The organism is Izhakiella australiensis (assembly GCF_002006995.1).
Classification (GTDB): domain Bacteria; phylum Pseudomonadota; class Gammaproteobacteria; order Enterobacterales; family Enterobacteriaceae; genus Izhakiella; species Izhakiella australiensis.
This window is the reverse complement of sequence record NZ_MRUL01000036.1, coordinates 1-10988: the sequence shown is the minus strand read 5'-3', so window position 1 is coordinate 10988 and position 10988 is coordinate 1. Positions and strand designations below refer to the sequence as shown.

Here is a 10988-nt window from a genome sequence, read left to right as displayed (position 1 = left end):
TCAATCTGAACATCATCCACTCTTCCGCCAGTTTGATCTTTGCCTACGTGCTGCCGCATCTGGTGATGTCGCTGTACGTCAACTCGCGCATGAACGGCCGCTTTCGCTACACCTTCTGGGGTGAAATTTATGAAACGGTGATGTCGTTTCATCTGGTGATCCCGACGCTGCTGACGCTGATTTCGCCGAAGCGCGGCAAGTTTAACGTCACCGACAAGGGCGGCCTGCTGGATACCGGCTTTTTTGATTTCAATATCGTGCGTCCGCACCTGATCTGCGCGCTGCTGCTGGTGGCCGGCATTATTTACGGCATTGTCAGGGCGCTTGGGCAGCGCTGGTTTGTGGCCAACCCCTGGGTTGTCGCGCTGAACGTGGCCTGGGCGACCTTCGGCCTGATTATCCTGCTGGCGGCCATCGCCGTGGCGCGGGAAACCCGCCAGATGCGCAAATCGATCCGCATTGACGTGGTGGTGCCGGCAATTCTGCACTATGCCAGCGGCATCAGCTTACGCAGCCAGACCGTTAATCTGTCGATGGGCGGCGTGCAGGTGAGGGCGCCCGATAACCGCCATGAAAGCGATCCGATCGAAGCGGTCGATCTGATACTGCGATCGGGGGCGATCAACATTGCGGTCAGCCCGATCGGCGCCGACGGGAAAACCATTCGCCTGCAGTTTGACGAGATCCCGCTGGCGCGGCGGCGCGAGCTGGTGCGGGTGGTGCTGGCGCGCGCCGACGCCTGGGTGCGTCCGCCGGCGCCGCAGGACCGGCCGCTGCATTCGCTGCTGACCATCATCCGCACGGTATTTGCGCTGTTCTGGCTAAGTTTTAAAGACTGGCGCGCCCGGCGAAAAGCAATGCGTCAGCGTGGCCGTAAGGATTTTGCCTGATGAAAATGTCAGATTTTGCCCTGGGGTTTTGCCTGCTGATGCCCACGGCGGCGGTCGGCGCGAGCGTCGCTGCGGCGAATACCGTACTGCCGCCGCTGCCTGCGATAATTCCTTCTGACGCCGCCGGGGGGCCGGGAAAGGCGCCGCCCGGCGATAAAGTCCCCGCTCTGGCGCCTGCTCCAGCGGCCATGACGCCGCCGAACGACGATGATGTCGGGGATGACGCGCCCTTTAGCGAAGAAATTAGCGTGGCGCAAATGCGGCATCCTCAGGGGATCTATCTCGGCGGCGATCTGCTGCAGGCCGGGATGCGGTTTACCGTGCCAGCCAGCCAGGTGGTGACCTATGCCAGCCTGGATCTGGCGCTGAAGGTGTCTGCCGCGCTGGCGGCGCGCGGTAGCTCGCTGCAGCTGATGCTTAACGGTCAGCCGCTGGGTACCCTGCCGCTCAGCGCCTCAGAAGCGGGGCCGGTTCACTACCGGCTGGTGATTCCGGCAAAGATGGTGGTGGCGCAAAACAATCTCAGCTTCAGAATAAACGACGCCGGACGCCTGGTGTGCAAGCGGGACACCGGGCATCGCTACTGGCTGACGGTGTTACCGACCAGTACCCTGATGTTGTCCGGACAGCGCCTGAAATTTCGCAGCGATCTGCATTTTTTCCCGCGTCCGTTTTTCGATCCGCTGCGGATGATCCGCGCTAAGGTACCGATGGTGTTTGGCAGCGCGCCGAAGCCGGGTGAGGTCAGCGCCGCGGTGATCCTGGCCTCCTGGCTGGGTATGCAAGCGGATTATCGCGGTATTCATTTTCCGGTCAGCCATGCGCGCCTGCCGCAGGGCAATGGGGTGATATTTGGTCATCCCGGTGAAACGGTCGCCGGGATTGTGCTGCCGCAGACCGGGCAACCGCTCATTAAGATCATTGATAATCCGGCGAGTACCACCGGCAAGCTGCTGCTGATTGTCGGCAATAATGACAATCAGCTGCGCCAGGCCGCCTGGCGGCTGATTAATGCTCCGCTGACAACCCAGGGCGATACGCTGCAAGTACCTGTGCAGACGGTAGCCGTGCGTCAACCTTACGATGCGCCGCGCTGGATTAACACCCGCCACCCGGTCCTGCTGTATACGCTGTTGCCCCATGGGGACAATCTGGTGAGTAGCGGAATTTCTCATGATGCGCTGTGGGTGAATTTTCGCGCCGCGCCGGACCTGTTCCTGTGGGACGGCGAGACGTTTCCGCTGAATATTCACTACCGCTTTCCCAGCGTAAGCTGGCTCGATGAGCAGCGTTCTTTTTTGAGCGTGGCGCTTAACGGTGCGTTTCTCGGCAACCTGCCGGTTAATAAGCCGGGGCTGCTGGAAACGCTCTGGCATCGACTGGGTGGGGATGCGCGCCAGGAACACAGCGTACTGTCGCTGGCGCCATACCGTATATACGGTGATAACCAGCTGCAGCTTTGGTTCAATATTCAGGCGAAGGCCAGCGCGCCCTGCAACGTTCTGAGTAATAACAATATTCGCAGCCGTATTTTATCCAGCTCGTCGATCGATCTCAGCAAAAGTCGCCATTTTGGCCTGCTGCCGAATCTTTCCTGGTTTGTCGGCGCCTCGTTCCCGTTTAGCCGACTTGCTGACTATTCCCACACCCTGCTGCTGCTGCCGCAACAGCCGAGCGATGCGCAAATTAGCACGCTACTGGGACTGGCGGCCCGCGCCGCCAGCGCGACCGGCGTAGCGCTGGCGCGCAATACGGTCGCGTTTGGCGTGCCGCAAGCCGGGGCGCTGCGTTATCGGCTGCGCGCCAGCAATGTGCTGGCGGTAACCACGCTGGCTGACGATGCGTTTAATCGCCGCCTGCTGGCGCACTCTCCTTACGTTCTGCGCGCAGACGGTCAGCGTCTCGGCATCCCGTCGCCTTCGTTGTCAGATGAGGTGCGCAGCTGGCTTGCAGGCGACTGGGGGCGCCGTCAGCTCGATGCGGATCGCTATCTTTCCTCCAACGAGCGCTGGCGCGGGTTTATCAGCTACCGTTCACCCTGGAGCAAAAAGCATCTGGTGGTGGTGGCGCTGGCAACAGATGACGCGCAGCTGCTCAGGCTGAATCAGGATCTGGCGCAGCCAGAGCTGAATGCGGCGATCCGTGGGGATACCGCCATTATTAGCGGTACCGATACCGTGCGCAGCTTCCGCGTCGGGCCGCAATTCCCCAGCGGCCAGATGCCCTGGTACATGATGACATTGTGGTATGCCAGCCAGCATTGCGTCGTCCTTGCATTGATAACGCTGGCGCTGGCGACGCTGCTTGGCCTTGCCAGCAGCGCGATGCTGCGCCGCCACGCCCGGCAGCGTTTGCAGCTACAGCAGCACGCAGATAACAAGGAGGTTAAGCATGACTAAGGCTGTGGCCGTTCGCCTGAAACAGCTGGCGCTTTCTGGTTTATTGATGACGACGCAGTCGCTATGGGCCGCCGCTAATCCGGCCGTGCAGATGCTGCTGGCTCAGGCTCGCTACTGGCATCAAAAGGCCCATAACGATCTTGCCCGCCAGGCGCTGCAAAAGGTGCTGATGGCTGAAGATAACAATGCTGATGCGCTGTATCTGATGGCGCTATGGAGCCAGCAGCAGGGAGACAGCATTGATGCTATGCGCTGGCGGGCGCGGCTGGCGCAGGCCGATCCGCAGGACCCTAAGCTGTCTGAGCTGAACTATGCGCTGGAGCAGCAGGCTATTCCTGCCGCCCAGCTAGCGCAGGCGCGGCAGCAGGCGCGCAGCGGCAATATTCGCGGCGCGCTGCAAACGTGGCGCAGTATGCTGCACGACAATAGCCCGCCGCCCTCGCTGGCGGTTGAATATTATCTGACCATGGCCGGCGACAGCGCCCTGTTACCTCAGGCCATCGCCCATCTGCGCCAGTTTTGCGCTATTTATCCGCAGGACACGCAGGCGCAGCTGGCGTTGGGCAAAGCGCTGACCTATCAGACATCGACGCGACGTGAAGGCGTTAAGCTGCTGGCAACCCTGGCTGACGGCAGTCCTGCCGCCGACCAGGCGCTGCGTAAAGGGTTACTCTGGCTTGAGCCGCAACCGCAGGATGCCGTGTTTTATCAGCAGTGGATGCAGCGTCACCCTCAGGATAGCGCAGTGCAGGCCTATTATCAGAAGCATGTGGGCAGCGCGCAGCTGGAGGCCGGTTATACCGCCCTTAATCGCGGCGATATTCTGAGTGCGCAGCATGACTTTGCCGCCATTGTGCATGCGAACCCTCAGGATGCCGATGCGCTGGCCGGGCTGGGTTATATCGCCCAGCGGCAGGGGCGATTTGCTCAGGCGGCGGATTATCTCGGCCAGGCTGCAAAGCTGGGCGGCGCTAACGGCGCGCAGCGTCAGAAGCAGGCGAATGATGCCGCGTTTTATGCCCGGCTGGCGACAGCCAGGGCGGCGCTGAAAGCCGGCAACAGTGCCGAAGCGCTACGGCTAAGCGCGCCGCTGGCAGAGGCCGCTGGCAGCCGTGGCGTGGCGGCAAAGCTGTTTCGTGCCGATGTATTACGCCTTGGCGGACAGCTACAGCCTGCTGAAGCGATTTATCGTAGCCTGGTGCGCAGCGATGCGGATAACCTGAGTGCCAAAGAGGGGCTGTTTTACGTACTGCACCAGCAGCACCGCGACCGTGAAGCCAGTGAGCTGCTGGCTTCGCTGCCCGTCAGCGTACAGGATAGCCTTGCCTCGCCGGATACCAAAAGCAATCGCCTGCGCCGTCAGGCGCAGCAGGCGTTGAAGGCCGGTGACCAGGCGCAGGCCATCGCGCTGCTGCAGCAAGGGATTGCCCGGTACCCGGATAATGCCTGGCTGCGGCTGGATTTAGCCACTATTTTTCAGCGCCAGGGTAAACCGGCGCAGGCGGATGATGTGATGCAACCCGCCGGGCGCGCCGGCGCCAGCCACCAGCAGCTGCTTGCTGCGGCGCTTTATGCCGCTGGAAGGGGGCGCTGGTTGCAGGTACAAAACTTCCTGGCTCGCATTCCCGTCGCGCAGCGTGGCGCCAGCGTGGCGCAGCTGCAATCACGGGCGCGTTTTAATCTGCAAATGGTGCAAGCCCGACAATACCTGGCGCAGGGCGAGGTTAGCGCGGCGGATAATACCCTTGAAGCGCTGGCGGTGGATCCGCCAAAGAACCCGATTGATGTTGGCAGCCTGGCGCAGGCGCTGATGCAGACTGGCGATAGCACCAGCGCGGTGGCAATAGTGCGCGGTAATCTGCAGCTCGGCGCGCAGGGCAACGTCGGAGAATATGCCGCGCAGCTGGCGGTACTTAATCAGGCCGGGCTGAGCGATGAGGCGTGCCGCTTTCTCAACGATCCGGCGCTGCTGGCGCGCAGTACGCCGTCTCAGCTGGCGGCGGCGCGTAACGAGGTGATTATTAACCAGGCTGACCGCCTGCGTGAACAGGGCCTTTACGCCACGGCCTACGATAAGCTGATTGCGGCTTTACAGGGCGATCCGCAAAATCGTGACCTGATGCTGGCAATGGCGCGGCTTTATCAGTCCGGCAAAATGAATAAACAGGCCGGGGTAGTTTACCGCTGGCTGATGGCGCATGATCCCACTGACCAGCAGGCGCGCACAGGCGCGATAAACGCCGCCCTCGCCCAACAGCAGGTAGCGCAAGCAGAGACGCTCGCTGACGGTTTTACTGGCAAGCCTACGCCCGCGCGCCTGCTGCTGCGGGCGCGGATAGCCGAAGCGGCGGGCGATAAGACCCAAGCGCTGGCCTGGCTGCGCAGGGCGCGCGCAGCGGCTGTCGGCCAGCCGGGCGAAATCGCCGGGCTGGCGTTAGGGGCGAATCCCTTTAGCCAGCGCGCTCTGGGAGCCTTGCCGACGCAAATTTCCGGTTATGGCATCGTCATGCCCTGGCAGCGCAGTGCTGCCGGTGGCGCGATGGCGTTCAGCGGCGCAGCGGCGCCCGTTGACCCGGCAACCCAGACCCTGCGTCAAATCGATGCCATGACGGACCGGCTTCATCGCCAACTAAGCAGCTGGGCAGGCGGCGGCCTGCAAATACGCCAGCGTAGCGGCGAAAGCGGGCTGAGTAAGTTAACCGAGGTCAAAACGCCGCTGAGCTGGTCTGCCGTTCCCTTTAACAACAGCCGTCTCAAGCTAAGCCTGACGCCGGTGTTGTTAAGCGCCGGTAGCGCCGCCGCCGACGCCAGCAGCCGCTTTGGCAGCGTTCCGCTGCGCATCGCGCATCGCGGGCAAAAACCGGGGCGCGACAACCTTTACCCGATCGGTGCGCAAAACGCGTCCGGACTGGAGGCCGACCTGCAACTGAGTGGCGATCCGTATAAAGTGGATATTGGCTCCACGCCGCTGGGGCCGCATCTGCATACGCTGGTGGGGGGAGTCCAGTGGTCGCCTAAGCTCTCTGACTATCTGACGCTGATTCTGAGCGGCGAGCGCCGGGCGGTGACCGACAGCCTGCTTTCCTATGTCGGTATGCGCGATAAGCTATCCGGTAAGCGCTGGGGCGAAGTCACCAAAAACGGCGGCAGCGCCATGCTGAGCTATGACAATGGCCGCGCGGGTTTTTATATTGGCGGCGGCGGTTATCGCTATACCGGTCATCATGTACAAACTAACCAGAGTTTTGACGCCTCTGCCGGGTTATACATACGCCCTTACCACACTCAACAGGAGGAATTAAAAACCGGGCTGGGTATTAACTGGATGGACTTCAGACATAACCTCAATTACTTCACCTATGGGCAGGGCGGCTATTTTAGCCCGCAAAATTATCTGGCCGTTTCGCTGCCAGTGGATTTTTCCCGCCGTTACCGGCGGCTGCGCTGGAATATCGGTGGCGCGCTCGATTATCAATCCTATACCCAGCACCACAGCCCGTTATTTCCTGACGATCCGGCGTTACAGGCGCAGAGCGGCACCTGGTATCCGGGCAGCAGTAAAAGCGGCCTGGGATACGACCTCCATGCCGGTATTGGCTATCGGATAAATCACAACCTGTCGGTCGGTGGTCAATTGGGCTACGACACCTTTATCGATTACAGCGAAAGCACCGCACAACTTTGGTTACGCTATCTTTTCGGAGTTAATAATGACGGATTTTGATAAATTAACGCGCGATTACCATCTTCGTCAGCAGTATCAGCCGGGATGGTTTGATTTGCTAAGCCTGATGATTGACAGCATGTTCAGCAACGCCAGCGAAGATGATGGACTTGCCTTTTTACGCCAAACGGGTGAGCGACTGGCGCAACTTTTTCCGGTTGGCGAGGTTGAAACTCTGGCCGATCTGGAAAACAGTATTAACCAGCAGCTGGCGCTTTTTCACTGGGGTACGGTTGATATTGAAGCCGCCGATGCCATTCTGGTTATTACCCATCTGGCGCTGCCGCCGGGCAACCAGGTGATGGATGACGCGCGCTGGCAAAGGGTGATGGCGGCAATATTACAAGGTATGTATGCTGGCTGGCTGCAGGCGCTGGGTGGCCAACTGCGGCTGGTTATTACGCCGGTTGCCGGCAATGAGCGAAACAGGCTGCGCTTACACTATCAGAGATAAAAAAATGCGGAAAAATATCCTGTTGGGATTATTGTTAGTTGTCGTGATGGCCGGGACGGCGCAGGCATCAGAAGGATGGAGCGCCTTTAAGAGCCGCTTTATGACGCCGGAAGGGCGCATTGTCGATACGGGCAACAACAACGTGAGCCATACCGAAGGTCAGGGCTACGGCATGCTGATGGCGGTGGCGTGGAACGATCGCGCCAGCTTTACCACGCTGTGGAACTGGACGCAGCAGAATCTGAAAAACAATGCCAACGGCCTGTTTTACTGGCGTTACATCCCGAACGCTACCCCGCACGTCAGCGATAAAAATGATGCCTCCGACGGCAACGTGCTGATCGCCTGGGCGCTGTTAAAAGCGGGCGAAAAATGGCATGTGGATGCCTGGCTACAGGCTTCCGACGCGATTCAGCGCGCCATTGTGGAGCACGACGTCACCCGCTATGCCGGCTACACCGTGATGCTGCCCGGCGCGCAGGGCTTTAACAAAAACAGCTATGTGGTGCTAAATCCCTCCTATTTCTTGTTCTCCGCCTGGCGCGACTTTGCGCGCCGCAGCCATCTGCAGGTATGGGATAAGCTGATCAATGACGGCATGACGCTGCTGGAAAATATGCGCTTTGGCGACAGCGGTTTGCCGGTCGATTGGGTCGCGCTGAATGCCGGTGGCACCCTGGCGCCGGCCGCCGGCTGGCCGCCGCGCTTTAGCTACGATGCGGTGCGTATTCCGCTGAACCTGTACGCCTATGACGCCAGCAGCCTGCGGCTGGTGCCGTTTCAGCGTTTCTGGATGCAGTTTCCACGTCTGCAAACGCCCGCGTGGATCGACGTGCTGAATAACAACAAGGCGCCGTACAATATGAACGGCGGCCTGCTGGCGGTGCGGGATTTAACGCTCGGTGATACCCGCCAGATAAACGGCATCCTGAGTGACAATCAGGATTATTATTCCGCTAGCTTACAGCTGCTGACGCTGATGGCGCTGCGCGGTATGTAAAATCCGCACGTCCGGCGCGACCGCGGCGCCGGACGTTTGCATCAGGGCTTTACCGCTATGTTTGTCGACGCAGACTGCCGATGCGTCAGATGTTCACCGCCGGTGGGCGCTGGCCGTTCAATGCCATGCTTTATTACCGCCAGCGGCGGTCGAATTTTCCCGTCATCATCTCACCGTTAAGAAAAATCTTAAAATCCCGACCCGCGCCGGGATTATATTTGCCGCTATTCACTTCATAAAATTAATTATTTTTCACCGGGTTGCTAAATCCTGTCTATTATTATTGAAAATAACGATAAAGAAAAAATGGCAGTAAAAAGCGAGCCTTTCCCTTAAGTTACGAATGGAAGCAAGCTGGACAATCATTAATTTATTATTACCACTTAATCTTTGCGCGATTATTCCTATGAAAAATTATGATGATCTTCAGCGTTTTAAAGAAAAAACGCAGACAAATCATATTCAATTTAAGGATATGTCAGATCAGCTGCAAAAAAGAGGCCGCAGCGCTGACTGGGCGATTATTCGCCAGCTGACGCAGTCGGCCGAAGGCGGCGTGCTTGATAACGCCGCATCAGCGTTTCGCTCAGTACCGCAGGCGGTCGATCCTCAGGCTTTTGCGCATCACGGGACGGCCACGCCGCCAGCCAGAACCGACTCGCCGTCGGTGCCTGCGGGCGCCACGCAGCCGCTACCGGCCACCACAAGCTCTGCCGTTCGCTCCGGCGGCCTGCTGAACGCGCTGGCGGCGATGGCGACAGCCGATGCGCCTGCGCGCCAGGCTCCGCTATCGCCGGTTACTGCACCACCTGTGGCGTCGGCAGATCCTGCGCCCTTCAGCGCTGAAGCGCGCGCCACTATTCGCCCCGGCGGCAACGACTTACCTGGAGCGCTGAGCGCGATGCCGACAGCGGGCGTTGCGGTTTCGTCGCTTGGCGCTGCAGCGCCACCTTCAGCGGCGTCGGCAGATCCTGCGCCCTTCAGCGCAGAAGGGCGCGCCACTATTCGCCCCGGCGGCAACGACTTACTTGGGGCGCTGAGCGCGATGCCGGCAGCGGGCGTTGCGGTTTCGTCGCCTGGCGCAGCTGCGCCGTCGTCAGCGCCGCCGGTATCGTCGCCCACCGTGACGATGCAACCCTTGCGCCAGCCTGCACCTGCCAGCGCTGCCGACTCAGGCAGTCCGCGCGGCGAGCGTGGCGTATTTGATGCGCTGGCTTCAGCTGCGGGCCAGCGACCTCCGGGGGCAGCGGCGTTTAGTGGTGCAAGTCCGTCCGCCCCGTCGCTGCGGCCCGCCGGCGCTTTCCGCCAGCTATTTAGCGCGCAGCCAGATGCGGCGTCAGATAGCAAAGATCTCTTGTTGCAACCCCTGTTGGAGAAGATTGCTTCATGCCGTTAGTTTGCGTTTGTTCTCCAAAAGGCGGGGTAGGAAAAACCACGCTGACAGCCAACCTGGCCTATAGCCTTGCGCGCTCCGGTATTAAGGTGCTGGCGCTGGATTTTGACGTTCAGAATGCCCTGAGACTGCATTTCGGCGTGCCGCTAACCGACGGGCGCGGCTATGTGGCGCAATCTGCGCATAATGCTGACTGGAGTCAGTCAGTGCTTACCACGGGTAGTAACATCTTTGTGCTGCCTTACGGTGACGTCACCGAGGAGCAGCGCATTGGGTTTGAGCATAATCTGGCGCACGACCCGCAATTCCTGCTGCGCGGTCTGAATACCTTACTTAACTATCCGGGGCTGGTGATCATTGCCGATTTTCCGCCGGGACCGGGACCGGCGCTGAAGGCGGCCAGCGAGCTGGCCGATTTGCATCTGATTACGCTGCTGGCCGACACCGCTTCGGTCTCCCTGCTGCCGCAGATTGAAAATCAGCGCCTGATCGGCAGTGCGCTGAATCAGCGGCTGGGACACTACTTCTTACTGAATCAGAGCGACAGCCGTCGCAATATCAGCCGCGATGTTACCGCTTTTATGGAGCAGCGGCTGGGTGAAAGGCTGCTCGGCGTAATACATCGCGATGAAAGCGTGGCGGAAGCCAATGCCTCGCAGCAGTCGATATTCGATTTCAGCCCGGTTTCCGCTGCGGCTTTTGACATTGAATTGATTGGAAAAAAAGTAGCCAGCCTGCTGAATGTGCAGGTTGGTACTGGCGAGGTTCATACGCCGGTATAACGCTTAAATGTTTTTCCCCGGAACCGCTGGTGGGAGAAACTGTTAACGATATCGCCTGGGTTTATATGAATAAAAGCTTGTATTACCTTTCACTGCTGCTGATGCTTCCCGTGGCTGGCGTGATCGTTATCACGCCGATGGACAGTCAGAAACAATACATTTTTGGTCTGATCAGCATCACGATTTTATTTATTCTCGGCCGCAGTAAGCGCCGCAGCATGACGATGATCATGCTGTTTTTGTCCGCGCTGATGTCGACGCGCTATATCTGGTGGCGCGCCACCCATACCCTGCATTTTAACTCTCAGATCGAGGCGCTGCTGGGCATCGGCCTGTTTCTCGCCGA

7 protein-coding genes and 1 pseudogene are annotated in these 10988 nt (G+C 59.6%); all 8 read left to right on the top strand.

Annotation, left to right across the window (positions count from 1 at the left end):
• A partial coding sequence (locus tag BTJ39_RS23505) for a PilZ domain-containing protein (protein WP_176110425.1) occupies positions 1 to 890 on the top strand: 890 nt, incomplete at its 5' end.
• Positions 890 to 3289 carry a cellulose biosynthesis cyclic di-GMP-binding regulatory protein BcsB gene (gene bcsB, locus BTJ39_RS23500; protein ID WP_078005099.1) on the top strand — a complete coding sequence of 800 codons (2400 nt, stop codon included), beginning with the start codon at positions 890 to 892 and terminating at the stop codon, positions 3287 to 3289. The genes BTJ39_RS23505 and bcsB, both read left to right, overlap by 1 nt.
• A complete protein-coding gene (locus tag BTJ39_RS23495) occupies positions 3282 to 7013 on the top strand; it encodes a cellulose biosynthesis protein BcsC (RefSeq protein WP_078005098.1) in 3732 nt (1243 codons plus the stop codon). Before bcsB ends, BTJ39_RS23495 begins: the two co-directional genes overlap by 8 nt.
• A complete protein-coding gene (gene bcsD / locus BTJ39_RS23490) occupies positions 7000 to 7467 on the top strand; it encodes a cellulose biosynthesis protein BcsD (protein WP_078005097.1) in 468 nt (155 codons plus the stop codon). The genes BTJ39_RS23495 and bcsD overlap by 14 nt, the downstream gene beginning before the upstream one ends.
• 4 nt (positions 7468 to 7471) lie before the next feature.
• Complete coding sequence (locus tag BTJ39_RS23485; protein ID WP_078005096.1) at positions 7472 to 8467, top strand: family 8 glycosyl hydrolase; 996 nt, start codon at positions 7472 to 7474, stop codon at positions 8465 to 8467.
• 343 nt (positions 8468 to 8810) lie between these two features.
• The gene (bcsO, locus tag BTJ39_RS23480; RefSeq protein WP_338418168.1) at positions 8811 to 9863 is read left to right on the top strand and encodes a cellulose biosynthesis protein BcsO; all 1053 of its coding nucleotides are present in this window, start codon (positions 8811 to 8813) and stop codon (positions 9861 to 9863) included.
• On the top strand, positions 9854 to 10642 hold the full coding sequence (bcsQ, locus tag BTJ39_RS23475; protein WP_078005095.1) for a cellulose biosynthesis protein BcsQ: 789 nt from the start codon (positions 9854 to 9856) through the stop codon (positions 10640 to 10642). The genes bcsO and bcsQ overlap by 10 nt, the downstream gene beginning before the upstream one ends.
• Positions 10643 to 10707: 65 nt before the next feature.
• Positions 10708 to 10988, top strand: a pseudogene (locus BTJ39_RS23470) (UDP-forming cellulose synthase catalytic subunit); the annotation flags it as partial.